The organism is Elusimicrobiota bacterium (assembly GCA_016788905.1).
GTDB lineage: Bacteria > Elusimicrobiota > Elusimicrobia > FEN-1173 > FEN-1173 > JADKHR01.
This window is the reverse complement of the sequence record JAEURZ010000008.1, coordinates 1-26,287: the sequence shown is the minus strand read 5'-3', so window position 1 is coordinate 26,287 and position 26,287 is coordinate 1. Positions and strand designations below refer to the sequence as shown.

At 53.9% G+C, this 26,287-nt stretch carries 21 protein-coding genes, 2 tRNA genes and 1 other RNA gene; 1 reads left to right on the top strand and 23 read right to left on the bottom strand.

What is annotated here, in order from left to right:
• Positions 1–10: 10 nt before the first annotated feature.
• The 23 genes from JNK54_04775 to JNK54_04665 all read right to left on the bottom strand — a co-directional run bounded on the left by JNK54_04775 (position 11) and on the right by JNK54_04665 (position 24,073).
• The gene (locus tag JNK54_04775) at positions 11–3,586 is read right to left on the bottom strand and encodes a 2-oxoacid:acceptor oxidoreductase family protein (GenBank protein ID MBL8023580.1); all 3,576 of its coding nucleotides are present in this window, start codon (positions 3,584–3,586) and stop codon (positions 11–13) included.
• Between the two features lie 93 nt (positions 3,587–3,679).
• Positions 3,680–5,404: a DNA repair protein RecN gene (gene recN / locus JNK54_04770; GenBank protein ID MBL8023579.1), complete on the bottom strand. Its 1,725-nt coding sequence runs from the start codon at positions 5,402–5,404 to the stop codon at positions 3,680–3,682.
• Positions 5,404–6,231: an NAD(+)/NADH kinase gene (locus tag JNK54_04765; GenBank protein MBL8023578.1), complete on the bottom strand. Its 828-nt coding sequence runs from the start codon at positions 6,229–6,231 to the stop codon at positions 5,404–5,406. Before JNK54_04765 ends, recN begins: the two co-directional genes overlap by 1 nt.
• A 16-nt stretch (positions 6,232–6,247) precedes the next feature.
• Positions 6,248–7,222 carry a response regulator gene (locus JNK54_04760; GenBank protein ID MBL8023577.1) on the bottom strand — a complete coding sequence of 325 codons (975 nt, stop codon included), beginning with the start codon at positions 7,220–7,222 and terminating at the stop codon, positions 6,248–6,250.
• A gap of 99 nt (positions 7,223–7,321) precedes the next feature.
• Positions 7,322–7,742: RNase P RNA component class A (gene rnpB, locus JNK54_04755), an RNA gene on the bottom strand.
• Between the two features lie 116 nt (positions 7,743–7,858).
• Positions 7,859–8,275, bottom strand: coding sequence for a ribonuclease HI family protein (locus JNK54_04750; protein MBL8023576.1), 417 nt, complete (start codon positions 8,273–8,275; stop codon positions 7,859–7,861).
• Positions 8,276–8,279: 4 nt separating this feature from the next.
• Positions 8,280–9,098, bottom strand: a complete 819-nt coding sequence (locus JNK54_04745; protein ID MBL8023575.1) for a hypothetical protein — start codon at positions 9,096–9,098, stop codon at positions 8,280–8,282.
• An 8-nt stretch (positions 9,099–9,106) separates the two neighbouring features.
• A tRNA-Val gene (locus tag JNK54_04740) sits at positions 9,107–9,178 on the bottom strand.
• A gap of 89 nt (positions 9,179–9,267) precedes the next feature.
• Positions 9,268–9,340, bottom strand: a tRNA-Ile gene (locus tag JNK54_04735).
• Between the two features lie 44 nt (positions 9,341–9,384).
• On the bottom strand, positions 9,385–11,103 hold the full coding sequence (locus tag JNK54_04730) for a sigma-70 family RNA polymerase sigma factor (protein ID MBL8023574.1): 1,719 nt from the start codon (positions 11,101–11,103) through the stop codon (positions 9,385–9,387).
• 7 nt (positions 11,104–11,110) lie between these two features.
• Complete coding sequence (locus JNK54_04725) at positions 11,111–12,922, bottom strand: DNA primase (GenBank protein MBL8023573.1); 1,812 nt, start codon at positions 12,920–12,922, stop codon at positions 11,111–11,113.
• A gap of 21 nt (positions 12,923–12,943) precedes the next feature.
• Complete coding sequence (locus JNK54_04720; GenBank protein MBL8023572.1) at positions 12,944–13,144, bottom strand: 30S ribosomal protein S21; 201 nt, start codon at positions 13,142–13,144, stop codon at positions 12,944–12,946.
• A gap of 115 nt (positions 13,145–13,259) precedes the next feature.
• Positions 13,260–13,604 (bottom strand): histidine triad nucleotide-binding protein, encoded by a 345-nt coding sequence (locus JNK54_04715; GenBank protein ID MBL8023571.1) that lies wholly within the window; start codon positions 13,602–13,604, stop codon positions 13,260–13,262.
• A 35-nt stretch (positions 13,605–13,639) separates the two neighbouring features.
• On the bottom strand, positions 13,640–14,833 hold the full coding sequence (mtaB, locus tag JNK54_04710) for a tRNA (N(6)-L-threonylcarbamoyladenosine(37)-C(2))-methylthiotransferase MtaB (protein ID MBL8023570.1): 1,194 nt from the start codon (positions 14,831–14,833) through the stop codon (positions 13,640–13,642).
• Positions 14,830–15,234, bottom strand: coding sequence for a hypothetical protein (locus JNK54_04705; GenBank protein MBL8023569.1), 405 nt, complete (start codon positions 15,232–15,234; stop codon positions 14,830–14,832). The genes mtaB and JNK54_04705 overlap by 4 nt, the downstream gene beginning before the upstream one ends.
• Complete coding sequence (locus JNK54_04700) at positions 15,218–15,958, bottom strand: 16S rRNA (uracil(1498)-N(3))-methyltransferase (GenBank protein MBL8023568.1); 741 nt, start codon at positions 15,956–15,958, stop codon at positions 15,218–15,220. The genes JNK54_04705 and JNK54_04700 overlap by 17 nt, the downstream gene beginning before the upstream one ends.
• Before the next feature lie 8 nt (positions 15,959–15,966).
• Positions 15,967–17,076: a molecular chaperone DnaJ gene (gene dnaJ / locus JNK54_04695; protein ID MBL8023567.1), complete on the bottom strand. Its 1,110-nt coding sequence runs from the start codon at positions 17,074–17,076 to the stop codon at positions 15,967–15,969.
• A 5-nt stretch (positions 17,077–17,081) separates the two neighbouring features.
• Positions 17,082–18,986 carry a molecular chaperone DnaK gene (gene dnaK, locus JNK54_04690; protein ID MBL8023566.1) on the bottom strand — a complete coding sequence of 635 codons (1,905 nt, stop codon included), beginning with the start codon at positions 18,984–18,986 and terminating at the stop codon, positions 17,082–17,084.
• Between the two features lie 21 nt (positions 18,987–19,007).
• Entirely contained in the window at positions 19,008–19,601 is a 594-nt protein-coding gene (locus tag JNK54_04685) for a nucleotide exchange factor GrpE (protein ID MBL8023565.1), read from the bottom strand.
• The gene (gene hrcA, locus JNK54_04680) at positions 19,594–20,679 is read right to left on the bottom strand and encodes a heat-inducible transcription repressor HrcA (protein ID MBL8023564.1); all 1,086 of its coding nucleotides are present in this window, start codon (positions 20,677–20,679) and stop codon (positions 19,594–19,596) included. The genes JNK54_04685 and hrcA overlap by 8 nt, the downstream gene beginning before the upstream one ends.
• A gap of 453 nt (positions 20,680–21,132) precedes the next feature.
• Positions 21,133–22,296, bottom strand: a complete 1,164-nt coding sequence (locus tag JNK54_04675; GenBank protein ID MBL8023563.1) for an ATP-binding protein — start codon at positions 22,294–22,296, stop codon at positions 21,133–21,135.
• A gap of 201 nt (positions 22,297–22,497) precedes the next feature.
• The gene (locus JNK54_04670) at positions 22,498–22,833 is read right to left on the bottom strand and encodes a hypothetical protein (protein MBL8023562.1); all 336 of its coding nucleotides are present in this window, start codon (positions 22,831–22,833) and stop codon (positions 22,498–22,500) included.
• A 94-nt stretch (positions 22,834–22,927) separates the two neighbouring features.
• Positions 22,928–24,073: an ATP-binding protein gene (locus JNK54_04665; protein MBL8023561.1), complete on the bottom strand. Its 1,146-nt coding sequence runs from the start codon at positions 24,071–24,073 to the stop codon at positions 22,928–22,930.
• Between the two features lie 109 nt (positions 24,074–24,182).
• Here JNK54_04665 and JNK54_04660 point away from each other — a divergent pair.
• The coding region (locus tag JNK54_04660) for an NHL repeat-containing protein (GenBank protein MBL8023560.1) at positions 24,183–26,287 on the top strand (2,105 nt) is incomplete at its 3' end.

Below are 26,287 nucleotides of genomic sequence, written 5' to 3'. Positions count from 1 at the left end.
GGGACTTCCTTCATCCGTGAGTCATGGGAACTGGGGAAGCGTTAGGGGTCTTTTCCTGAATTCGCCTAAGAAGGATTTTTGCCCGTTCACGCGCCGCCTCCATTTTTGGGGCACGAATTTCCCGGTAGCCGCGAACCTCCCCTGGAAGGGATAAAAGCTCCACATACAAACCATAAACTTCATCATCCGAGAAAAGAGTGAAATCATCCGTGAGCGACTCATACCACGAACGGAAAGACCGTTCATCAGCGTGCCATCCCGGCAAAACGCGCCGGAGGAAGCGAAGGTGTTTCATGACTTTCAGTTGCCACTGCCGCGAGCGCCAATCAAACTGAATATTCCGTCCCAAAACCGTAAAGTTGGGCCGGTTTAAATGAACATATTCCAATCGATCGCCACGTTCTTCGTCCACACGATAGCGGGCTTTGTCCCGACGGTATTTTTCTTCCCCCGTCAACAGATGCGCCACATAGACCTCGTCTTTGATGGCCATCACCCGGTGGAGGTTTCCCATCACAGACAGCGTGGCTTGGAAACCTCGATCTTTTTGGTCTTTCCGATACACTCCCCACAGACGGGTAACGTAACGACGGGCGTAATCCGGACCACCCCATTGAAACAGATCATAAACATATTGGGCCAACCGCGCCCGGGCCGGTTCCGGCAAATCCATCCACCGCAGAGCTTCCTCCATCATTCGTTGATAAGCTCGGGACCACCCCGCACCCGCAAAGAGGTGAGACCGGAAAAGAAGTTTAGCACGGTCTTCTATAACTTCCGTAAAACCCGGGAGACGGGGGGAGAAGACCCGAAACCGATCCGGCCAGGCGACCGCCTGACGACCGACTTCAAACGCCCGGAGATTCTCCTCACGATCCTGGGAAGGTACCATGACGGAGATCGCCTTCCTTAAATTTTCTACGGACACCGGTAAGTGGCCCCGTTCAAAAGCCGCGCCCAATAAAAGGACGTTGGCGTAAAGACGATTCCCAAAATAGGATTCCGAAATTGCTGAGAAATCGAACCCGAGATAATCTTTTGTGGCTTCTTTCAAGGTGGATTCCAGTCCCGCCACAGAAAAATCGTCTTTCCCCAAAAGGGTCTTCACCGTTGGCATTTTGTGGGTGTTGACCACAGCCGCCGTTCGGTCGGGAGAGGCCACCCGGAGGTTCACGCGCGGGTCCAACCCCCGTACCGCCTCTAATAAATCAATCCCGATCAACAAGTCCGCTCGACCGTAGGGAACAAGCGGGGAGGAAATTTTATCGGTTTTGGAATAAATCACATGGCCATAGACCCCTCCGTTGCGGATGGCCAAACCTTTCTTGTCGGCAAAGAGAACGTGATACCCTTCCAGAAGTCCCGCCTGAACCAAAATACCTGTGGTGACCCCTGACCCCATTCCCCCAACGCCCGCGGTATAACAGAACCACGAGTCCTGAACACGAGACACTGGTTTAAGGGGCAACGGAGGTTCTGTTTCGCCTGGACGCGAGGCCGGAGGCCTCTGTCGACGGACAACCACTTCTTCAAAGGAAGGACAAACCTTTCCTTTGGCGCAAGCGCCATCGGCCACACACAGCGATTTGTCGGTAATGATTTTCGGGCCGTGCAAAGTTTCTTCAATTGCCAATCCAGGACACCCCGTGGCGTTGGTACATTCCAGGCAATACTCGCACACCTCCGGCGTGATGTTAATGAAATGCTCTTCCGGAAGATACCCTTGATCCCGAAGCACTCGTTTTTTTTCCAGACGAACACGACGCTGATAGGTGATCCCACATTCCTTATCCGCAATGACAACCTTAACCCCGTCTTTAAGGATAACCTCTTCCAGAAGCGTCCGGTAGGAGTCGCGGTAGCCCGGGTTAACACGGTAAAGAGGGACAACGTCCCGCGCCATACCACGGATCAGCTGTTCAATGTCTTGGGCAAAAGTCTTTTGGTCCATGACGTCTTGTCCTGTTCCGGGAGTGGGCTGATGGCCTGTCATGGCGGTCGTTTTATTTTCCAAGATGATGTAGGTAATGTCCTGATGATTCTTAATGGAGTCCGAAACCGCCACCATTCCCGAATGAAAAAAGGTGGAATCCCCTAAAAACACCACCTGCTTGTTCTTAATGAAGGGGGCAATGCCAGACCCCGTCCCGCCGCCCAACCCCATCCCTGAATAGTCTTGCATGAGCCCTATATTGGGCTCAAACTGGAGCATGGAATGGCACCCTGACTCTCCATGAAAAATCACGTCCGTGGGGGAACTTTTGTGTTTGGATTTCATGTACGCGGGATCTAAAAAATCTTTCTTAATGGCTTTGGTCACCGTTGAGGAATCCCGGTGAGGGCACCCCGGACAAAACGTGGGGGTACGAATAGGGATCGTCACGTTTCGTTCACCCGCGGCCTTCACCCGACCCACCACCGCCTCGACCCGCTGGTGGACTGGCCGGAAAAGCGACGGAGCTAACGACTCGATGAGGGGGGCCAATCGTTCCACCAACAGGGACGAATTTAATCCCCGGGAAGAGGGAATCCCTTCTTTTTCGTTGGGGAATCGTTTTCCCCAAATAGAGGGCGGGCGAGGAAGTCCTCCTCCCTGGTGGGCCCGCTGAAGGGTCCGGATGATTTGAGTTTCCAGAAATTCTCTTTTTTCTTCGATTACGACAAGATGGTCCACCCGTTCCGCAAACGGGATCAAAAGGGCATCATCCAACGGATAGGAAACACCCCATTTAAGAACGGGGATTTGGTTTTCCAATCCCAGATCTCGCAACGCCTGGATCAAGTAACAATAGGACAGACCCGAAGAGGTGAACCCCAGCGGGGAACGACCGGTCGGACCTTCGACTCGATTGAGGGAACGAGAGCGAACGGAATTCAAGAAACGTTCAAATCGCGCCGGAAGGGTGGCCTCGCGCATGGACGTGTGGGGAGGGATCATGACCATACGTTCCACCGGCATCTGCGAGGAAGAAAGGGTTGTTTTTTGGTGGTGGTTGATGGCGGGATAGAGGTTGGGACGGCATCGAACAGAGGCCCCCCCATCGGCCTGATTCGTTGTCACCACATAGGTAAGATAAAGGTCGGCCAATCCGGACAACTCAAAAGCGTCCCGAATCCAATCCTTCAATTCTTGGAACGTTGCCGGCTCCAGGACAGGCATATGGAGATGCAGACTCAAAAACCGCGAATCCGAGTTGATTTGAGTGGTTTCATTCCACGGATCGTCGCCAACGATCACAACAGCGCCACCGCCCGGTTTTTGAGGCTCGGACAAGTTCCCTATAGCCAACGCATCGGCCGCCACATGCATTCCCACTGATTTCATGATCGCCACACCGCGCAAATCCGCCAGGCGCGCCCCGTTCAACCGCGCGGCCGCCAATCCTTCGTTGTTCGCCATCTGGGCGACGATTCCCTTTTCCACCAACAAATCCGATACACGAGAAATTGCGTCGAACACCTCCGACACAGGCGATCCAGGATACCCTGTGATAAGAGCGGCCCCTCCTTCCAAGGCACCTTTTAAAAGCAATTCATTCCCCGTGAAAGGGGCCGTCCCTTCTTCTTTTAGAAATCGTTTGTCCATAATTCCTCCACAAAATTTGATGGGGGATGTTCCTGGTTCAAACCCCAAGTGACAACAGACCCGACCCTGCACGTAAACCCATGAAATAAAAATTTAAATATCTGTTGATCCCTGTTTTCCGTGTTTGACCAATAACGGGTCTGGAGACCGAGACGAGGCCAACAACTCCCGGGCGTGACGAAGCCCTATTTCGGCGCGAGCCCCAGACGCGGAGCCAAACAAACGGGCGATCTCCGCGGGACGCTCTTCGTCGCTCAACATCCGAACCACAGCACGGGTCCGGTCCCCCTTAATTTCCTTTTCGACGTTCCAATGAATGTCGGCACACGCCGCGATCGTGGCCAGATGCGTCACACAGAGAACTTGCCTTCCTTGCCCTAAGGCCGCCAATTTTTTTCCCAAGACACTCCCCACCGTCCCCCCCACTCCCGTATCGATCTCGTCAAAAATCAAGACAGGAACGTCGTCCGCCCGAACCAGAACGCTCTCGATCGCCAACATGACACGGGACAGTTCCCCCCCACTCGCTGTTTCCGCCAGAAGACTTTGCCCTTCACCAGGGTTCGCGCTAAACAGAAACCGGACCTGATCCGCTCCCCACGACGTCAGTCGATCCGCCTGAGTTTCAACTTCCACTTGAAAAGTCGAGTGGGGAAGGCCAACGTCTTTCAGCTCTTTTTGCACCGCTCCCGACATTTTCTTCGCCGCCTTACGCCGTCCTTCCGATAAAACCGCCGATCGCTGAGCCAAATGTTCCTCTGCCGCCGCCAATCGCCGGGAAATATCTTGGCGTTTTCCCTCGACATTTTCCAAACGGTCCAGTTCCTCCGTAACCCGAAGGCGGTAGGCAACCACCTCCACGAGGGTCGGCCCATATTTCCTCTTCAGTTTTCCCAGGGCGTCCATCCGAGAAAGAACCTCCTCCAAACGAGCGGGGTCCGCCTCAATTCCTGCCGCGTAAGAACCCAGACGCTGGGCAGCCTCGTCCAAGTTGACCTGGGCCCCTTCCAAGAGGTCACTCACCTCCCCCAGAGGGGCCCCCAACCCCCGCAACGTTCCCACTCCGCGAGAAACTTTTCGAACCAAATCGATTGCGGACGATTCCTGGACCTGCAGGAAACCATTCACCTCTTCAGCAACAGAACGCAGTCGTCCGCCGTTTTTGAGTTGAGGCAAAAGCGTTTCAAGTTCGACGTCTTCTTCCACACGAACGTTGGCCGCGTCCAATTCGCCTTTTTGGAAACGATAAAGATCCAACCGCTGGGCCCGTTCCTGATCCGAAAGAGCTAGGGCATCCCTTTCCGCCACCCGCTCTTGCCATTCGGCGAAGGCGGCCGTCACCTCGCGACCAACGCCTTCCAGCCCCCCGAAGGAGTCCAAGAGACCTCGTTGTTCAGCCGGCCGGAGAAGCAGCTGCTGCTCGCTTTGCCCGTGGGAAAAAACCAACAATTCACCGATCCGAACCAAAGTTGATAGATTAACGGGCCGGTCGTTCACAAAGGAACGAGATTTCCCCGCGGCGTCGACCTCCCGCCGAAGCAAAAGATCTTCCTCTTGCCCATCGACCAACCCCAGTTCATTCAAAATATTCTTGAGTCGTCCCCCTCGACCCCGAAACCGGGCGGAGATCACCAATCGTTCCGCACCGCGCCGAACCTGTCCCGCCGCGGCTCGCCGACCGAGAACAAGACCCAACGCGTCCAACAACAGACTTTTTCCAGCCCCGGTTTCTCCCGTAAGGACCAAGAGCCCCGGTCCAAATTCCAAACGAAGATCCTCCAACAACGAAAAGTTTTTTACCGACACTTCCAAAAGCATTACCGATCTCCCCACAACAACTTCTTTCGCAACACCCCAAAAAACGGACGCCCTTTTTCTGAAAGGATATGGAGTCGGGCTTTCATCTGACGAAGAACGACACGCTCACCCTTGGAGAGAGGGAAAGGGTCTTTCCCATCGACAGACACCACCATCTTTTCTGTTGGGTGACGAGGTTCCAATCGCACCTCCACGGTGCTCCCAGCTGGGACGAGAACCGGCCGTTGGCTTAAACTGTGCGGACTAATAGGTGTCAGTAAAATCAAATCCATTTCGGGACAAGCGATCGGGCCTCCCGCCGCCATGGAATAGGCCGTGGACCCTGTCGGCGTCGCCACAATCAACCCGTCGCCGACATACGTTCCCAGGGACACCCCATCCACCTGAACCGATAGGCGCACCACCCGCCCCGCGGTCGCCCCTTGGATGACACAATCGTTCACGACCGGGTTCACCATCCCACGGGGAAGGTGGGCTTCCAACATCATCCGATTTGTGGAAACGAGCTGACCCGCGAACAACTTGTTAAGGAGAGGTCGGACCCGTTGAATATCCGAAGCGGTGAGAAAACCAAGGCGTCCGAGGTTGACCCCAAGCACAGGGACGCCCACCGGGGCCGCAACCCGAGCCGCGGACAGAAGAGTCCCATCCCCCCCCAACGCCACAACCGCACCCGCGCGTTCCACTTGACGAAGAGGAAGAACTCTATTTCCTCGCGCCGTCAACCATCGACGGAGGTCCTGAAGAGCCCTCCGTGCCAACAGATTTCGAGGGTTATGAAAGAGCACCAGCCCAAAGGGCGGTGCGGGAATTGGACGGGGAACCACGCCGGCGGGAAAAAGGCTACCCCGCTCCCTCCCGCGTGACGATTTCTTCCCATACCTTCACAATATCACCGTCCCACCAACCCCGCTCCACTTCTTCCCAGAGGGTTTGGAAGGCCTTGGGAATAGAGTAAGCTTCTTTATAGCTTCGTCGTGACGTGAGGGCGTCATAGATGTCGACAACATTGACGATTCGAACCAATTTGGGGATCTGAGGAGCTTTGAATCCACTGGGGTAACCGGTTCCGTCCAGACATTCGTGGTGATGCAAAATAATGGGAAGGATTCCCTCTAAACTTTTCAACCGCTTACAAATTTCGCCGCCCACCAGGGCATGCTTGCGCATGATTTCCCATTCCGTATCATCCAAAGGCCCAGCCTTTTGCAAAATGGCGTCCGGGATGCCCAACTTCCCAATATCGTGGAGCATGCCGCCCTTCCGTAACGTTTCCAACTCGAACGCGTTACAACCGAGTGCGCGTCCCAACATCACCGCGTAACGGCCCACACGGTCCGCGTGCCCGAGCGTGTAGCGGTCTTTCGCTTCAATCGTTCGCACGAGCGTCATGAGAATGGCTTCGGCATCCTCCAACTCATCGGTCAGCGTTTTGATTCGAAGCAAAGATCGGATGCGCGTGAGGAGAGCGTCGTGCTCGTAAGGTTTGGGGAGGAAATCATCACACCCAGCTTCAATGGCCCGAACTTTCTCGTCTTCAGGAAGGAGACCCGTCACCATAATGACAGGAAGGAGGCGGGTGTCGTGATGCCCTTTAATCCGTCGACAGGTTTCAAGACCATTCAACCGAGGCATATCGAAATCGATGATGCACAGGTCCGGCCGGGATTCCTGAATTCGCTCCAAGGCCTCCTGCCCATCTTGGGCCACAATGACTTGAAAGCCCTCCACGCGAAGGAGAGCTTCCAAAGCCTTTTGGGCGTAACGGTCATCGTCGGCGATCAGGATGGTCGAGGCGCCGGTAGAACGGACGATCATAGACGACATGATACAAGATTCGCCGACCTCCCTCAACAAGGTCGCCTCTTAAATTTAAAAAGGGCCGCTGATCGGTGAGCGACCAGCGACCCCGTGTGGCGTTTGCGGCGGCCTGTACACCGAGTTCTGTCCACCAGAAACAGGGGAAACCCCTGGCTCCGGCTTGCGGATCATTTCTCTGGGCCCCTTCTTGCGAACGGGCTCAAGCGGCGACCGGAGCGACGAGCCTTGCGGCATCGGGACCGGGCCGGTCCCCCTCAGAAGAGGGTCACTCACTTTTGCCTTTCTCCGGGCGGGGTTTGCCTTCTCCCGTCTCTCGACGGAAGAACGGGAGCTCTTACCTCTCGATTTCACCCTTACCACGCGCGCCGGAAGGCGCCGTTCGGCGGTATCATTTCTGTGGCACTTTCCGTCGGGGGAAACGCCCACCCCCGCCTTCCCGTTAGGAAGCGCCCTGCCCTGTGGAGCTCGGACTTTCCTCCGCGGCACGTTTCGCTGCGGCGATCCACCGACCACCGGTAATATCACGTTCCCGACAAAATCGGATCTTTGCCCCCATCCCTGAGTCGGAAACATTCTTGAGGGGTTCCATCAAAACCCTCAACCCGAATTTCCCAGGTGGGCCCGGGATCGGCGTTACGTATTGTCCAATGCTTCGTTGGCCAACCCATCCGCTCGTTTGTTGTGTGGGTGGCTGGACCGAGGGATATGAACCAAATCTATCTTCTCAAAATGGCCTTCCTCTTTTTTGACCCTTTCGAGCAAAACCTTCATTCGAGGATCTTTGGCCCGATAGATTCCCTTCACTTGGTAAACAACAAATTGAGAATCGGTTAAAATTCTCACCTGTTTGGCACCCCGAATCATCAGCTCCTTCAGCGCCCGAATGAGCGCTTCATACTCCGCGACCTGATTGGTGTTGATTCCCAGCCTTTCCCCGATTTCGGCCACAACCGCGCCCTCGGGATCACAGAGAACGACACCGTAAGAAGACGGGCCAGGGTTTCCTCTGGAGGCCCCATCACAGTAGGCCGTCCAAACATTTGAAGACATCAATTTATTGCGCTGCGGGAGGAGTAGGAGCAGAGGCGGGAAGAGAATTCTCTTCCACGGGTTGGGGAACCACGGGAACAGGCGGTTTAGGGACAATATAAAGAATGCGAGAACATCCATCACAGGTAATGATTTCTTTTCCCTTCATCACTTGATTCACCAGGTGAGGGGTCAGCCCGGTTCGACACCCGCCACACACCATTTGGTTGATGGGGACCACAGCCACGTAACCGGGCCGGCCCCGCTGAATGGCCTCATAACGATCCCTCGCTTCGGCCGGAAGAGCCCCCGCAAAGACATCACGGTCCGCTTTCTTCGTTTCCACCTGAGCTTTAAAAACGATCTCTTCGGCATCGAGTGCTCGAAGCTGGCCATCCAATTCGGCCTGAACTTTTTGTGCCTCGACCTCCGCCGCTTTGGCCTCTTTCTGCAATGTTTCGATTTTCTCCATCAGGACCAAAACATCGTCTTCCAAAAGTGTCTTGGTTTTTTTGGCGGCCTCAATTTCATTGATCAGGGCTTTATAAGCGTCGTTCGACTTGACGCTGTTTAACTGGGAAGTATGCTTTCGGATTTCCTGCTCTTTGGAATCAATATCTATTTCGAGATTTTTTCGGGTGACCTGAGTTTCGATCAAAGCTTTTTTAGAATATTCCTGCGCAGCCACAGCTCCCTCCCGCCGCGCCGCGATGCCCGCACGACGAGGAGAAACACGATCCACGCTCTGGCGAAGAGCGTCCAACTCTTTGTCCATTTCTTGCAGACGAACCAATCCAACGATCGCGTCGTTCACGGAGATCCTTTGAGAAGACAAGATGTCCATCCATTCCGTGGGCGGTATAGGGATTGAACCTATGACCTTTCGCGTGTGAGGCGAACGCTCTGCCGCTGAGCTAACCGCCCACGGGACGGACGGAAGAAAATTGTACCATTTTGAGAATCGTCCCGAGAGCTCTCGAATCCCCTCCGGAAAAATGTCCGACGACAAAACATGGGCCCTGGTGGAGTTGAACCACCGACCACCCCGTTATGAGCGGGACGCTCTAACCGCTGAGCTAAGGGCCCTCAACGGGAACCCGCGGTCTGCCTCATGAAAATGAGTAAGAACGCTATTCCACGTATTCGCGAAGAAAACGACTCCGGCTGGGATGGCGTAGCTTTCGAATAGCTTTCGCCTCAATCTGGCGAACCCGTTCACGGGTGACACTAAAAATCCGGCCGAGTTCTTCCAGTGTTCGGGGATACCCCGTCCCAATTCCAAATCGAAGTTTGATGATTTCAGCTTCTCGGTCACTCAGACTCGCCAAGGCCTTCTCTACTTCTTGCTGGCGAAGAGAGTCATTGGCCGAGTGCGCGGGAGAGACGTCCCCCTTGTCTTCCAAGAAATCTTCCAGAACAGAATCTTCCTCTTCCCCCACAGGAGTGGTGAGGGAGATGGGCTCCTGCATAATCTTGAGGATTTGACGAACTTTTTCCGAAGAAAGACGGAGCGCCTTTCCATATTCTTCCACTGTCGGATCACGCCCATTTTCCTGTCGAAATTTTCGACTCACTTTAGTGAGCTTCGAAATAACTTCTTTCATGTGGACCGGAATCCGAATGGTTCGCGCCTGGTCGGCGATGGCTCGGTTGATGCTCTGACGGATCCACCATGTGGCGTACGTGGAGAATTTAAAGCCTCTCCGCCATTCGAATTTCTCAACAGCTTTGATGAGGCCCAACCCACCTTCTTGAATGAGGTCCGAAAGTTCCAGATTCGACCCCACATGCTTTTTGGCAATCGACACCACCAAACGCAGATTCGCCTTGATGAGTTGAAGTTTGTCTTTCAGAATGGCTTCTTCGAGCTGACGAATTCGTGTGTCCAGCGCAAGGAGTTCCTGGGCGCTCACGGGAAGCATTTTCACCATGCGCTGAAGTCGAAGTTGAATCGTTTCAATGTTTTGCATGGAACTTTCAATACCGCTTGTCGTGTAACCGGTCAGGCGGTGAAACTGAGCGCTCGGGATCTGCTTAGCGATGGTCTTTTGAAACAGCTTTTTTAGCTCAGCGTAAGGCAACTTAAAACGTTTTTCATAGCGCTGAACTTCGTCCTCAAACTCGCGAACTTTCGATCCAAGACTCTTGATCTTATTCACAAGCCGCCGAATTTTTTCCTGATTCAAGTTAAGACTGATGATGCGCTCCACAATTTGCTGCCGCTCTTCAATCACTTTTGTTTTCAATTCATCAACTTTGTCGGCGGGGAGCTTGCTCTCCATTTTGAGTTTTAACTTATCAATACGCAGCTCAGCTTGAATAATATATTGAACAACGGTTTTTACTCGACGCCGCATTCCTGAAAGTTCCGAAGCCGTCCGACGCCCGCGAGGCATCAGTTCCTTGGGCGTCATCTCATCGGCTTCGAGCAACTGTTCCCAGTTCTGAACTTCGCGATGGGTGATGGGGGATTCAAGGACAACCAGTTTGAGGATCTTTTCGTTGTCTTTAATGCTTCGAGCGAGCGTCACTTCCTGCTCACGTGTGAGGAGGGGGACCTTCCCCATTTCCGAGAGATACATCCGGATGGAGTTCTGCGTATCCAACTCGACATCGGGGACACCCATTTCTTCGGGCCCGTCGGATTTGTGGCGATCATCGCCACGATCCACGACGTCGATCCCCATCTCCGCCAATTTACCGAAAAGGGTGTCCAATTCTTCCGTGGTAAAATTCGTTTCAGGAAGCTTTTGGCTTATCTCTTCGTAGGTCAGGAACCCCGTTTCCTTCCCGTGCTCAATCAGGTTTCGCACCACTTCTTGATGATTCAATTGTTCGCGTCGTTCCACGGGCATGTCACCGGTCCGATGAACCCGAACTCCCTGGGGAAGGCGCCCGAAGGAGGCGAGTCAATGTTTGGTATTCCAAAATTTTATTTTCGTCGCGGTCCCGTCGACCTTCCAACATATCGAGGACCTCCCGCTCCAACCCCGCGCGCAACCGCCTCTGGGCCGACACCGCCAAACTTCTCAACCCCCGCGCTAAGGCTTCGCTCGGATCATCAAAACTTTTCCCTTCCAAAAGGAGCCCTGTCAGCCAAGGCCCGTCGGCCGCCCCAAGAACTTCAACCGCGGCGGCCGGATCCACCGCCCCACGGGATTTCATTTGTTCCCGCCAGTGGCGAAAAACAGTCAAACATCGGGTGTCGGAAAATAAAGATTCGGGAATGTTGGTCCCATCCCACCCGCCCCCGACTCCAGCCAAAATTTGAAGAACCTCTTCTTCCGCCGTTCGCACATGGGGTCCTTGTGGACGGAACGGAGGAGCCACTTCAGAAACGGAACGACCCGACCCCGCCCCCTTGGCTGCCTGCCGGGCCATCTCACGCCGAAGGGCATCCACATCAAGAGAAAGCCGCGCCGCGGCCCGGCGGGTCCATTCTTCACGTAAAACCTCGTTCGGGACCCCCGCAATAAAACGCATAAGTTCTTCGGCTCGGCGCAACCGACCGTGCAAATCGTTGAACCCCGCCAGCGCGGGAGCCAACCGATCCAACCAAAAATCCACAACATCCTGGGCCTTGCCCACCAATAGATCCAAAGCCGCCGGCCCCTGATCGCGCACAAATTCGTCAGGATCCTGCTCTCCCGGAACCTGCGCCACGCGCACAAAAACGTCTTCTTTCAAAAAAACCGCGGCACTCCGCCAACTCGCGTTTTGTCCTGCCGGATCCGGATCAAACAAAAGAACGGCTTCCTGCGCATACCGACGAATGAGCCGAGCCTGCTCGGAAGTCAGCGCCGTTCCAAGGGGAGCCACCGCGGTGGTCGCCCCCGCCTGATGAAGCCCGATGACGTCCATGTACCCTTCGACAATAATGGCTTGCGCTCGCGCCCTTAAATCCCCACGGCCCGGATAGAGCCCGTAAAGATGGCGACCTTTCGTATAAACCATCGTTTCCGGAGAATTGAGATATTTCGGCCCGGCGTCATCCTCCAACACTCGGCCCCCAAAGGCAACCACCTGCCCATAGGGATCTTGAATGGGAAAGATCAACCGACCACTCAACGGGTCCTGATACCGCCCGGTCCGATCGGAACGCGCGGCGAGCCCCGCACGAAGCAACACTTCGATGGTGACGCCTTTCTTGAGGGCCACGTCCAGAAACCCTTCTCGACGAGGGGCAAACCCTAACCGAAACCGTTCCGCCGTTTCAGGAAGAATCCCGCGCTGAACCAAATAGCGCCGAGCGACTTCCGCATCGGCGGCGCCCCGCAACGAATCCCTGTAAAACCCCGCCGCCTCTTCCAAGAGGGAGAAAACCTGGTCCCGCTCTTTGGCACGCCGACTGGAGGCGTCATCGGTCTTGTCCCAATCCAAGGCGATCCCTGTGCGATGAGCCAGCTCCCGGATCGCCTCTGCAAACGAGAGGCCTTCCAGTTTCATCACAAACGCAAGGATGTCCCCGCCTTCTTGGCAGGCACCGAAACAGTGCCAAAGCCCTTTCTCAGGCTGAAAATAAAAGGACGGAGTACGTTCGTTGTGAAACGGACAGTTGCCTTTCCAGCGGGAACCGGATTGCTTTAAACTCGGCACCGCCTCTCGGACAACCAACAAGGGGTCAAGCGCGGACTTAATGCGCTCAAGCGTATCGCGTGAGACACCCACCGCCGCGATCCCCTTGGGGGATTAACCCCGGTTCGCCCGGGCCATCCGCCGACGCAATTTGCGACGCGACTCAGCCTGTTTGCGCTTGCGCTTAACAGAAGGTGGCTCGTAATATTCTCGCCGCTTAATTTCCTGCATGATACCGTTGCGCTCGCATTCCCGCTTGAATCGGCGAAGCGCTTCTTCGATGGATTCCCCATCACGAACTTTGACGAAAACCATAGTTTAAAACACCACCTTCCGGGTGAAATTAACTCCCTAAAAAACAAAAAGCACCCTCCACCGACCAACCGAGCCGGCGAAAAGACAAACCCACAAACAAAAAAATCGAACGTTCTTAGCCCGGGGGCCACCCGAGACGGCGTCCCGCAAGAAAATGGAAATGAAGATGACTCACAGCCTGCCCCGCGTCCGGCCCATTGTTCACGACCAATCGAAACCCCGATTCGCGAACAGAAAACAGATCCGCCAGTTTCCCCGCCGCCGCATGAATCTCACCTAATACCGGCGCATCCTTCGTCGACAAATCAAGAACGCGCGCCACATGTTTTTTTGGAACAATCAAAACATGAACCGGCGCTTGCGGATGAAGATCCTTAAACGCGATCACAGCCCCCTCATCCAAAACAACTTGAGCCGGGACTTCCTTGCGCACGATTCGGCAAAAGAGACAATCGGTCACTGGGGGATTATACGGAAAAACCCAAAATTCCGCAACTAAATAAGCGAGGGGGCCAACGTTCCAGCGGGGATATCGGTGGGCAGCTGAACCCGCAAATAATTGTCGGTCCACCCCTCACCGGTTCCTTCCGCCAAAACCATCCGAGTGGTTCCAACAAAACGATCGCGAAAACGTGATTTAAGCTGATCCGAAAGATCAATCAATCGGCGCGCCCTCTTTTGTAAAACGGTTCGATCGAGGGGCTTCAGCTCCGCGGCCACAGTTCCCGGCCTGGACGAATAGGGGAACGCGTGCAACCCCGAGAGGTCCATAGACTCGATACGGTGAAACGTATTTTCAAAAGCCGCTTCCGATTCCGTTGGGAACCCAGTCAAGACATCCGCTGTCACCCCGGCGTCTGGAACAAAACGCCGAATAGCGTTCACCCGGTCCAAATAATCGGAAAACCGATACCAGCGCCCCATGTCTTTTAAAACATCATCGTCGGCCGATTGCAATGGGATATGAAAATGAGCGCAAATTTTATCGGTCCCCGAAACCAATTCCAGCAGGGAATCCGGGACTTCGGTGACTTCGAGGGACGAAAGCCGAACCCGAAACTTCCCAGGGAGTTGAATGATCTGCCCCAAAAGACCCGTCAAATCCTCCGCTTTCCCGCCTGAAGATTTCCCCCGATAAAGGCCAAGCCGAATACCCGTGAACACTATTTCCCCATGCCCGGCCTGCACTAAGGTCCGAACTTCTTGAAGAACATGCTCAACGGGCTTGCTCCAATACGTGCCACGGGTTTGGGGGATAATGCAGTAACGACAGGGGGCCTGGCACCCATCTTGAATTTTGACAAACGCCCGGGCCCGATGGGCCACCCGAGAAAGCCCCCACACTTCCGGAGCCACTTCGAAGCCCAAACAGGCGGGCAACCCTTCCTTTTCTTTGTTGGAGTAAACCTCCACCCGGGGGGAAAGAGCCCGCAGTTCGTCCGGAGCATGACTGGCGTAACACCCGGTCACGACCACCCGAGCGGACGGGTTTTCGCGCAAGAGCCGGCGCACAAATTGGCGACATTCCTGATCCGCCTTGGCCGTCACGGAACAGGAGTTGACCAAACACAAATCCGCCTCATGAAAATCGTCTACAGATTCACCCCCACCCGACTCCAAACGGGTGCGAAGGAGTTCCGTATCGTATTGGTTGGCCTTGCAGCCAAAAGTCTGAAAAGAAACTTTCACCGAGGAGAGAATTGCTTACCCAACAACCACGCGCCCGTAAGCCCCCCAAGGATGGCCACACCCGTTGTCACAAAGGATATGGGCGCCACCAGATGCCAGTAGTCCGGTTGAGCCAGCACAACGGAGAGAGACCCAAACTCACGAAGCGCGTAGAGCGTCAACTGTTCCACTCCCAGGGGAAAACCGACAATGATTCCCGAAAGCCACGCCTGCCGGGTGGACAAAGCCCCCGCCACCACCCCCACCCCAAACAGAGCCCCCAACAATTCCAGAGGAGTCAAAACCACAAAAAACCCGCCCAAAAGGGATACCCCACAAACCAAAAAGGAAACCCCCCCAATCCATTTCCAGGAGCGAGGGGAAGACGAACGCGCGATATCTATTTTAGAGGCCAAGTTCATAAAGGAGTGAAGAGACGACAAAAACCCCCGCGGTTTCAGTGCGAAGAATGCGCGGACCCAACGTCACCGGGATCACCCCGCGGTCACACGCCCGGCCCACTTCACCGGGATCAAACCCACCTTCAGGCCCGATCATAACATTTACCACGGGCGGCCGCCCAGCCCGATCGACGGCAGAGAGTATGGATTTCAGGGATTTCTGCGATTCACCTTCCCAAGGAATAATCCAAGTCTCGCTCGGCCCCACACGAGCAAGAACCGCATCAAAATCCAAAGGCCCTGAAAGGAGGGGCGTATCCGCCCGCCCACATTGGGCGGAAGCCGCCCGAGCCACCTTTTCCCAGCGGGCCCTCTTGGCAGCGACCCGATCGGCCGGCACCCGGCCCACATTCCGCTGGGCATGCAGGGCCACAATCTCCGACACACCTAACTCCGTGGCTTTTTCCACGATCCATTCAAAAGTGTCGCCTTTCGGCACCGCCTGATATAAGCGAAGGAAATAAGGGGGTAAAACTGCCGACGCTTCCCCCAAAATTTTTCCTTCCACTTTTCCCGGAGTCACCCCAGTCAACACCCCTCGATAGGATCGATCCACCCCGTCAAAAAGACGAATTTCATCCCCCACTTGTTTCCGTAACACGCGCGCAAGATGAGCTGATTCTTCGGGATCTAAAACGAAAACACCGTCGATGATTCTTTGGGGAGAAACAAAGAAATGAGGCACAAAAAAATCTACTTTCCAAAAACCTTCTTCAGAAATCCCTCTTCAAAGTTGAGCCCAGTCTCGCCCATACTTTGGGCCAGTTCCGCCAACAAACGCCGCTGGTCTTTCGTCAGCTTTGTGGGAATATCCACAATCACGCGCACCAACAAATCCCCTTGACCACCGCCCCGTAACGCGGGCATCCCTTCGCCGCGCACACGAAGAAGCGTCCCCGATTGGGTCCCCGGCGGAATGTGAATCCGAACCGATTTCTGAACCGCGGAGATATCCACTTCTCCGCCCAACGCGGCAAGAGGAATCGACACCTTCTTTTCGGTTAAAAGGTTCGCCCCGTCTCGCTCAAACCGGGCGTCTTCCTCAACTCGAATGATCACAAAAAGATCCCCCGATGGCGCGCCTCGGTCCCCCGCTTCACCGCCCCCCGTCACACGAAGAGCGGTCCCATCTTCCACTCCAGCGGGAATACGCACGGTAATACTTTCGGTTTTCCGCGAGTGCCCCTGCCCGCGACATTCCGCACAAGGGCTGTCCACAATCTGGCCAGCGCCCTGACACCGCGGACAGGGCTGCGCCATAGTAAAGAACCCACGGGTCGCGCGCACCTGCCCCGCCCCCCGACAGTCGGTACAGGTCCGAGCCGAGGTCCCCGGTTTCGCCCCTGACCCCTTACAAACGGAACAGGCGGCCTGATGAGCCACCCTTAACGTGGCCTGGGTGCCCTTAAAGGCGTCGGACAAACTAACGTAGTGTTCCGCTTGAAGGTCGGCCCCTTTCCGAGGCCCCCGACGAGCGCGCCCCCCGCCAAACATTTCCCCAAACACGCTGGAGAAAACGTCACCCACATCCCCCATCCCTTCGAAACCCGAAAACCCGCCTCCCCCGCCACCGGCACCGGCCGCCCCCGCGTGCCCGTATTGATCATACAATTGGCGTTTTTCGGGATTGGACAAGGCTTCGTAAGCCTCGTTGATTTCCTTAAACTTCTCTTCAGCCCCCTTGTTCCCGGGGTTGCGGTCCGGGTGGTGCTGTAACGCGAGCTTCCGATAAGCCTGCTTCAGCTGGTCAGCTGAGGCGGATTTAGAAACCCCCAACACATCGTAGTAGTCGCGTTTGGCCATGAATCTTAGGGCTTCTTGTTCTCGTCAACGACTTCGGCGTCCACCACTTTTTCACCCCCGTTGCCGTTGCCATGAGAAGGCCCATTTGCCGCCGGTCCCTCGCCGGGCATACCCGCCCCCCCTTCCCCACCAGCGGCCTGAGCCTTGGCGTTAGCGGCCTTATACACTTCTTCCGCCAACTTGTGGGAGGCCTGCAACAGGTCCTCTTTGGTTTTCTTAATCTTATCCAAGTCAGTCCCTTTCAAGGCCTCCTTGGAATCATTCAGCGCCCGTTCAATGGCCATCCGCTCGTCCTGGCTCACCTTGTCGCCGTGATCTTTCAGCGCCTTTTCGGTGGAATAGACAACCCCATCGGCCTCGTTTTTCGCTTCAATTTCGGCGGCCTTCTTTTTGTCTTCATCGGCAAACTTCTCGGCCTCTTTGACAAACTTTTCCACTTCGTCCTTAGACAATTTGCTCTTGGCGTGAATGGTGATGTGTTGCTCTTTTTTCGTCCCCATGTCCAAGGCCTTCACGTTCAAAATGCCGTTGGCATCGATGTCAAAGGTCACTTCAATTTGCGGCATACCTCGTGGCGCTGGCGGAATTCCGTCCAGGTCAAAATGCCCCAACGAGGTATTGTCTTTCGCTAACGGCCGTTCCCCTTGCAGGACGTGAATGGTCACCGCCGGCTGGTTGTCCGCCGCTGTCGAGAACGATTGGGACTTCTTCATGGGGATGGTGGTGTTCCGCTCAATCAACTTGGTCATCACTCCGCCCAAGGTTTCCAATCCCAGGGAAAGGGGCGTGACGTCCAACAACAAAACGTCCTTCACTTCCCCTCCCAACACCCCCGCTTGAATGGCGGCCCCTAAGGCCACACATTCCATAGGGTTCACACCGCCTTCGATTTTTCGCCCAATGTAACCTTCAACAAACTTCAACACGATGGGCATCCGCGTGGGTCCACCGACCATAATCACTTTCGTGATCTGGGACGGGGTCAAATCCGCGTCTTTAAGCGCCTGTTCCATGGGGTGCTTGCACCGGTCAATAATGGGCTGAACCAGGGAATCCAATTTGGAACGGGTCAACTTCATCTGTAAATGTTTCGGCCCGGAGGCATCCGCCGTGATAAACGGCAGGTTGATGTCCGTCTCCAACACCGTGGAGAGCTCAATTTTGGCTTTCTCCGCCGCTTCTTTAAACCGTTGCATGGCCATTTTGTCCTTGCGCAGATCGATGCCGTTTTCTTTGCGAAACTCTTCCGCAATGAAATCGATCAACACGTTGTCCATGTCGGTCCCACCCAGTTGGGTGTCCCCGGAGGTGGAAAGGACCTGAAACGTGGCTTCTTTTTCAATCGAGCCCATGTCCATAATGGTCACGTCCAAGGTTCCTCCGCCCAAATCGAAGACCAGAATTTTCTGGGCTTCGCCGGACTTGTCCAACCCGTAGGCCAAGGACGCCGCCGTGGGTTCGTTGACCAACCGCACCACTTCCAAACCGGCGATCTTGCCCGCGTCTTTGGTGGCCTGCCGCTGATTGTCGTTAAAGTAGGCCGGAACCGTGATCACGGCTTTTTCCACCTTGTCGCCCAAATAAGCTTCAGCGTCCCGCTTAATTTTCTGAAGGATAAACGCCGACAATTGCTGGGGCGTGTAATCCTTGCCGTGAATGGAATAATTAAATTCCTGACCCATTTTCCGCTTGAAAGCGAAAACGGTGCCTTCCGTGTTCGAGACCGCCTGCCGACGGGCCGGTTCGCCCACCAACAATTGATCGTCTTTCGTAAACGCCACATAGCTGGGGAACGCCTTGCCCCCCAACGTGGTTCCTTCGGCGGAAGGAATGATGATGGGCTTACCGCCCTCCATCACGGCCGCGGCCGAGTTCGATGTACCAAGATCAATTCCGATTATTTTTCCCATGGATTGCTCCTCCTTGGAGTCTTATATCGCCGGAGCGTCGTCCTGTGACTTCTCTAACGGACGAACGTCTCCCGCACCTTTATGCTTTGAAATCTTAACCCGGGCCGGCCGAAACAACATCCCCTGAAACCGATACCCCTTTTGAAGCACCGCTAAAATCTTGCCTTCTTCCTGATCACTTTCCACGGTTTCCACGGCCTCTTGAAGGTTGTGATCGTACGGGTCCCCTGCCACCGCAACGATTTCTTCCAACCCTTCTTCTTTTAACAACCGCTTAAATTCTCCGTAAAGCATGTCCAAACCCAAGACCATGGATTTGACATCCGGGGACGTGTGCGCGGCCGATTCGGCTTGTTCCATCACATCCATCAAAGAAACCAACCGAAGAATAATTTCTTCTTTCCCCCACCGACGGGAATTCTCTTTTTCCCGCTCCATTCGTTTGCGATAGTTGTCAAACTCCGCTTTTAAGCGAAGAAGTTGGTCGTAATGGTCCGCGGCTTTTAATTTCGCTTCTTCCAGGGATTGGCGCAAAATATCCAGTTCCGAGGTTTTGACTTCAGCCGCCACCTGGGCCGCTTCAGAAAGGGATACAGAATCGTTCACATCACTCATTCGGTCCTCCCACCATTCGGTTCAACGCGTTCGTGACCGCCTGGGCCATTTGATTGACCAGACTCATCATCCGGGAATATTCCATCCGCCGCGGTCCAATGATTCCCAACACACCCACCTGGCGGCCCCCAATCGTGTAACTGGACGAAATCAAACTCACGTTTTTCAAGTCCGGGGACCTGTTTTCCGACCCAATCTTCACCCGCACCGTGGGAAATTTAGAGGAAGACCCCAAAACTCCCATATCTTCCCGAATCAAATTCCCTAAAGCCCGCTTTTCGTCCAAAAGATACACCAACTGCCGTAAATCTTCTTGCCCACCAAAATCCGGAAGCGAAAGAATGTTCCCCGCCCCTTCCAAATAAAATTCGCCCACGTCTCCCAAAGCAAACGCCTCTTCCGTCACATGCCGGGCAAATTCCAACATATCCAATTGCCGCTGGTGAATGGCTTCAATATGGTCCAACAGTGTTTCCCGAACGGTCAGAAAAGGCTGCCCCCGTAACCGCTCGTTCAGCATCCGTTCCAAAGGTTCCCGTAACTCCCGGGGATACCGCCCATCAAAAACCACCTGCCGGTGCTTCACCACCCCGGTGTCGCTCACCATCACCGCCAACAAACGGCGTTCATCCAGGGGGATCAACTCCATGTGCTGAAGCCGCGATTGATCAATCCCCGGCGCCGTCACAAACCCCGTGAATTTAGACAAAACGGAAAGAGTCTTCGAGGTCGAAAGCATCAACTCTTCGATCTCCCGAATCCGCGCTTCGTGTTCATGGCGAATCCGTTCCTCTTCTTTGATGGCCAACCGTTGCAGGTCCACCAAACTGTCCACGTAAAACCGATAGGCCTTGTCCGTGGGCACCCGCCCGGCGGAAGTGTGGGGATGGGTCAAAAACCCTTCCCGCTCTAAATCCCCCATCACGTTGCGAATGGTGGCCGGCGAAAGATCCAATTCCCGCCCCTCCGAAATAAAAGCAGACCCCACAGGCTTACCCGTCTTGATGTACTGATGGATAATGGCCTTAAGAAGTTGCCGCTTCCTCTCTTCCTGCTCGCTATGGGAAAGGGATCTCATTAATTAGCACTCCAACCTTCCGAGTGCTAAAAGTATAACACACCCCCGCCCCCCTGTCAAACAAGAAAAACGGAAGCTACCCTAGGTTGTATCTCCTTAGCCCTCTGAAATAGTTTCCCTCGCCCGCTGGCGGGAGAGGGGCAGGGAGAGGGAATGTCATCGACGGAAAACTTCCCCTTATCCGCCGCTTCTCAGCACCATCTCCCAGGGAGGGGAGATGGAATCCTTTTTTTTCTCAGTTGGGCACTTCAGCGGTGTAAAGTGACACCCTAAATTAATGGTTCTCCTCTCGGGAGAAGGTGCCCCGAAAGGGCGGAAGAGGGACTGATGCTTCCCACAATATGGATTCCCTGGGGTCAGGTTCCCCAAGTTGGAATGGGTGAGGTCTTTAATTAACAGCTCTTTGCCGACCTCGGCTTTCCAGGACGGCGCGGGAAACTTTCCACGGTGAGTTTAGGATTGGGAGAAAAACCGAGACGCCGAAATGCGATAGGCGTTTTTCCCTGCCAAGGAGGCCACTCCCTTTTGACGACAGACCTGTACGAACGGAATTCCACCTAGCTGGGATTGGGTCGCCAAGTGATGGGACGCCACCGAACCATCCGAGAGTTTACTTTCCACTAAAACCCAGGGTTTGTTTTGTCGAAGGATGAGGAAGTCCGTTTCCTCTCGATCCTTTGTTCTGATGTAGTGTAAACGAAAGGGGATCCCCATCGACTCTTCCCAATAGCGCGTCAACGAAAGGAGTTCGCATGCCATCCAGTTTTCATAACGAAGGCCAGGATCAGGCACGCGGGTCCAATCAAATAGGTAAACCTTTGGAGCTTTAAGAAGGGAGCGCTTTATGTTTTTAGCATAGGGTTGAATGCGGAAAAGGAGATAAAAATCCTCCATTCGTCGTAAATGGTTTTTGATGGTCTGTGGACTAAGCTCGATGTGTCCCGCCAAGGAAGCCACTGAAAGAGGGCTCCCCACCATTTCAGGAATGAGGCGATAGAGATCGATAAGATATTCCCGATCAATGATTCGGGTGAGGGCCCCAATGTCTTCACTTACCACCCGGTCAAGATAGTCTTGGGACCAGCGGGCCATGAAGCGGGTTGTCCCATGTAAAAAAGGTTCCGGAAAACCGCTGAAATGAAGTAGTTTCTCCAACCCTTCCTCTGGGAAAGGGGATGCCGCCATGCGTGATTCAACAAACGACACTGGATTCTCATTGGGAGGATGGGAATTCGATGCTCCCTCCAACTCCCCGATCGAAAGGGGGAAAAGGTGGAAGGTAAAATATCGTCCTGCCAAGCTGTCTCCTGCCCTTTTAAACATATCAAACTTTGCCGATCCCGTAATGATGAAACGATATTTTTCTTGGGTAGAGTCGAAAATAGCCTTGAGAACATTTTTCCATTTTGGATACTTGTGGATTTCGTCAAAGCATACCCACAAGGGGCCACCGATGGGGAGGGTGTCTTCGGTAAAAAAAAGCTCGTTATTTTTGTAGCGTTCTCGGACGTCTCTGCGGTCCCATAAATAGTATAAGCCAGAGGTTTTTTCCAGATCAAGCTTTTGACGCGCCAGGGTGGTCTTTCCGCATTGGCGGGGGCCCGTTATGAAACGCATTTGGCGCCCCCACTCTTGGTCGAAGGCTATGGGTCCCATTCGCCGGTTTATCATGAGAGGATCTTACATCATGAACAACAAAAAGTCGACTAAAAACAACCGATACACATTTCAGTCCGACTAAAAGTAATTATCCATCATTTCAGTCGGTTCTGATTATCTTTCAGCCTAAAGAACGTAAGTTGAATCGTTATTTTCGGTTCACGTTCGAACCAATTGTGATGTTGACGATGGCACCGCGTTTATGAAATTGGCAGAATCACGGCACACAATGGCGCGCCATCGTTGGCTATCGGTCAACTGTTCCGCATTATTTTTTAAGGTGGCCAAGGAACGGGCCAGGTTCGTCAGAATCGATTGAATCACCGCCTGTTTTTCGTGTGTGCTGGTGATGGTCAAACGTGTCTGTCCCCCGTGTCGGGTTTGTGTGGCCACCCCGTGCAAGAAGAGCGGGCGGCTGGAAATGGCTTCAAAATGTTTGTTCGGCTGGGCCAACCGGACAAAGAGTGTCTCCCAGTTATAAACCAAGGGCACCATACGGGCCACCAATGAGCAACGAGCTAAATCGTGTGTGGTAAAACCTCCCCATCCTTCGTCGAATCCCGGGTCCAACTAAAAAATTCAGGTTAACTTAAACGCCAAGATCTCCGGCCCACAATTCCTCGACAAACAGTTTCCAAGGGACAACGCGTATTCCGCCCACTAATTCCCGAGGTTCCGGCTCCAGGCAAACAACGAGTTTTTTCCTCACCGGACCGTCTTCGTTGATGGCGTTCAAAGCCGCCAGATCCCCAGCATGAACCCGAGCCCCCCCCTTCACCTCAATGGCCACATCCTTGTCCCCCAGAATAAAATCCACCTCCTGGCCTGTGCTCGTCCTCCAAAAAGTGACCGGGAGATCCGGGGAACGATAGGCCTTGTACGCGAGTGTTTCCATGAGAATAAACTGTTCGAAAGATTTCCCAAACTCCGCGCTTCCCAAAAACGGTCGTCGTCGTGCTAAATAATTCGTTACCCCGACATCAAAGAGATAAAATTTCTCCGTCAAAATCATCCGTCGATTTTTCGAACTCTTCCAAGGCGGGATTCGAAACCCCAGATAGGTATCTTCAAGAATATCGAAATAGGTTCGAACCACCCGATTCGAAATCCCCACTTCCCGGGCCACATTGGCATAGTTTAATAGTTCACTTGAGGAGATCGCCGCCACGCGCAGAAAATCGGAAAAAGCCGGGATGTTCTGTACCAAGGCTTCTGCCGCAATTTCTTCTTTTAAATAGTCGGCGGTGTAAGCCCTCAGTTCCTCGATTGGACTTGGCGAGAGGAAATGGGCCGGCAAGAGCCCCGAAATCATCACACTCTCCAAATCAAACCCCTTCACTTCGGTATAAGAGAGAGGGGTCATGGTTCGTTTCCAGGCCCGGCCACCAAGGAGGTTAGCGTGACCGCGCCGAAGTTTTCGGGCACTGGATCCTGTCAAAAGAAAAGAGAGCCCCTTGTTTTCAATCAACCAATGAACTTCATCAAGAAGAGCGGGAATTTTCTGGACTTCATCTATGACCAAAAGCCCCCGGTGGTTCTGATGCCTTTCCCGAAGGAGGGATGGGCGAGAAGCGAAGTCCGCATAGACGTCGGTCTTTAACAAGTCAATGACAGTGACGTCCGGAAAAGAATGGCGAATCCAATAACTCTTCCCCACTTTTCGTGGCCCCCAAAGAAAAGAGGACTTACCAAAGGGAAGATTTAGAGACAGGGCTCTTTTTGAAATAGATCGCATAGCGCTATTTTATCCGGATAAACGCGCAGCGTCAAGTATTTCATTTTCCCCATCTTTCCCATTCATTTCCCATTGAAAAAAATGATTTCCGGACATATAAGGATAGAGAATGGACTACCTTGCGCTGCTTAAACGCCTGGCCCCGCTGGGGTTCTTGTTATTGATGGCCCCCTGGCGGGCGGACGCGGTGATTTCGGACGGCATGAACGCGGAGAACATCCTCGGTCAACTGGACGACAGCGACAACCCCGTCTGGAATACCAATGTCCCCAACTACCGGCCCAATGCTCAAGGGTTTAATATTCCCACGGATGTTGCCATCGACACCAGCACCCATCGATTGTTTGTAACTGATTATTCCAACAATCGTGTCTTAGTATTTGACTTGGATTCCAGCAACAACCTGGTGGACCGGACCGCTGACCATGTGTTGGGGCAACCCAACTTTTCCGGATTTCAATACCAAACCACCCAAAATGGGATGTACAACCCAATCGGTTTGGCTTATGACCCTGGTGGGCAACGTCTGTTCGTGTCCGACTACAACAATCACCGGGTCCTTGTGTTTAACATTTCAACCCTATCGGATGGTCAACAGGCGGACTATGTCCTTGGACAAACAGATTTTACTTCAAGGAGTTCCGCGGCCTCTCAAACGAAGATGAATCTGCCCATGAAGTTATTCTACGACGGCACCACCCACCGGCTCTACGTGCCTGAGCTTTCAAACAACAGAGTCCTTGTCTTCAATGTGTCTTCCATCACAAACGGTCAAGCCGCCAGTTATGTTTTGGGTCAGCCCAACTTCACTTCCAACACAGCCAGCACATCCCAGAATGGCTTGAACACACCCCGATCGGTGGAACTGTCCACCACAACACAAAAACTCTTTGTGGCAGACTACGGCAATAACAGGGTGATGGTGTATGACGCTTCCTCTCTTTCCAACGGACTGAACGCGTCCTCCGTGATCGGCCAATCCAACTTTACCACCAACACATCCGCCACGAGCCAAACCGGCCTAAATAACCCCTACGGATTGGCCTATGATCCTGGGTCTGATCGTCTATTTGTTTCCGATTACTCGAACCACCGGGTCATGGTCTTTGACGGCACAACCAACACCAACAACCCCACAGCCCTCAACGTTCTGGGGCAAGCGAACTACACCAATGGAACCTATGGCACAAGTCGAACTCGACTTTTTTACCCGCGAGGACTTGCGATGGATTCCGGCAACAAACGATTGTACGTGGCCGACGGATTGAATTACCGTGTTGTCTTCCACGATGTGAACTCCATTGTGAACGGCCAAAACGCGGAGGGGGGATTCGGCCTGCAAGACGGATCCGGGGCTGATTCGTGGACCTCGTATCTTATGAATGCCCCCCCCAACGACAGGGGATTCGTAACGCCCTACGGGGTTTCGTTAGATAGCTCAACCCACAGACTGTTTGTCAGTGACACGAGAAATAACAGGGTATTGGTCTTTGACTTAGATGCCAACGACACCATCGTGGACAGAGTGGCGGACTATGTGTTGGGTCAAACGGATTTTAACAACGCGGTGCCCGCGACAACACAAAACAGGTTAAACTTTCCAATTGGACTGGCCTACGACCCAATAGGGAAACGCTTGTTTGTTGGGGATATGCTTAACGGGCGAATTATGGTCTACGACCTCAGCGGTGGAATCACCAACGGACAAAATGCCTCAAATGTCCTTGGCCAACTCAACTTCACAACGGCGGGAGCCGGTTCGGGTCAAAACAAATTCAATGCATTAAGAGGGCTGGCCTACGATCCGCTCACCCATCGATTGTATGTGGCGGATTATTCTAACAATCGCGTGTTGGTGTTTAACGTTTCCACCATCACGGACGGAATGAACGCCAGCGCTGTTTTGGGCCAACCGGACTTTGCCACGATTTCCGCAGGCGTAACACAAAGTAAAATGAGTGGCCCCTACGGGGTTGCCTTGGACATCGCTGGGCAGAGATTGTTTGTGTCTGATTATTCAAACAAACGGGTTCTGGATTTTGATGTGTCCAGTCTGAGCAACGGCCAAGCCGCCACCCATGTGTTGGGTCAACCCAACTTTACCAGTAACGCTGCCTCCACGTCCCAAAACGGGATGAGCGGTCCCTACGGGGGGGCTTACGATTCAATCAGTGGACGGCTTTATGTCTCCGATCATACGAATAACCGCATTTT

Coding starts and splice junctions, on each gene's coding strand:
- JNK54_04775 (MBL8023580.1), bottom strand. CDS start 3,586: ATGGACAAACGATTTCTAAAAGAAGAAGGGACGGCCCCTTTCACGGGG.
- recN (MBL8023579.1), bottom strand. CDS start 5,404: ATGCTTTTGGAAGTGTCGGTAAAAAACTTTTCGTTGTTGGAGGATCTT.
- JNK54_04760 (MBL8023577.1), bottom strand. CDS start 7,222: ATGATCGTCCGTTCTACCGGCGCCTCGACCATCCTGATCGCCGACGAT.
- JNK54_04750 (MBL8023576.1), bottom strand. CDS start 8,275: ATGTCTTCAAATGTTTGGACGGCCTACTGTGATGGGGCCTCCAGAGGA.
- JNK54_04745 (MBL8023575.1), bottom strand. CDS start 9,098: ATGGACATCTTGTCTTCTCAAAGGATCTCCGTGAACGACGCGATCGTT.
- JNK54_04720 (MBL8023572.1), bottom strand. CDS start 13,144: ATGGTTTTCGTCAAAGTTCGTGATGGGGAATCCATCGAAGAAGCGCTT.
- JNK54_04705 (MBL8023569.1), bottom strand. CDS start 15,234: ATGAACTTGGCCTCTAAAATAGATATCGCGCGTTCGTCTTCCCCTCGC.
- dnaJ (MBL8023567.1), bottom strand. CDS start 17,076: ATGGCCAAACGCGACTACTACGATGTGTTGGGGGTTTCTAAATCCGCC.
- dnaK (MBL8023566.1), bottom strand. CDS start 18,986: ATGGGAAAAATAATCGGAATTGATCTTGGTACATCGAACTCGGCCGCG.
- JNK54_04685 (MBL8023565.1), bottom strand. CDS start 19,601: ATGAGTGATGTGAACGATTCTGTATCCCTTTCTGAAGCGGCCCAGGTG.
- hrcA (MBL8023564.1), bottom strand. CDS start 20,679: ATGAGATCCCTTTCCCATAGCGAGCAGGAAGAGAGGAAGCGGCAACTT.
- JNK54_04675 (MBL8023563.1), bottom strand. CDS start 22,296: ATGCGTTTCATAACGGGCCCCCGCCAATGCGGAAAGACCACCCTGGCG.
- JNK54_04670 (MBL8023562.1), bottom strand. CDS start 22,833: ATGGTGCCCTTGGTTTATAACTGGGAGACACTCTTTGTCCGGTTGGCC.
- JNK54_04665 (MBL8023561.1), bottom strand. CDS start 24,073: ATGCGATCTATTTCAAAAAGAGCCCTGTCTCTAAATCTTCCCTTTGGT.